This is a genomic window from Halorubrum sp. SP9, assembly GCF_005435015.1.
GTDB lineage: Archaea > Halobacteriota > Halobacteria > Halobacteriales > Haloferacaceae > Halorubrum > Halorubrum sodomense.
This window is the reverse complement of sequence record NZ_SGXU01000743.1, coordinates 1-226: the sequence shown is the minus strand read 5'-3', so window position 1 is coordinate 226 and position 226 is coordinate 1. Positions and strand designations below refer to the sequence as shown.

Sequence of the window (226 nt, the reverse complement as noted above, 5' to 3'; positions counted from 1 at the left end):
GTGGGCCTCGGGAACGTCCAGGTCGTCTTTGTCCCACTGGAGGAAGTCCCCCGGCTGCCCCTCGTAGTCCGAGGCGTCCAGCGTCGGCGCCTCCTCGTTCACGCCCGGCGAGTCGAGTTCGATCCGTACGTCCGCCGCGTAGCTCTTGACCGACCGCTTCACGTCGGACTCGTCGCCCCGGACGACCGCGTAGTCGATCCCGGGCATCTCGTGAACGACCGTCAGG

At 68.1% G+C, this 226-nt stretch carries 1 pseudogene; it reads right to left on the bottom strand.

The window, feature by feature from the left end:
* Positions 1–226: pseudogene (locus tag EXE45_RS19185) on the bottom strand (peptidase S8 and S53 subtilisin kexin sedolisin); the annotation flags it as partial.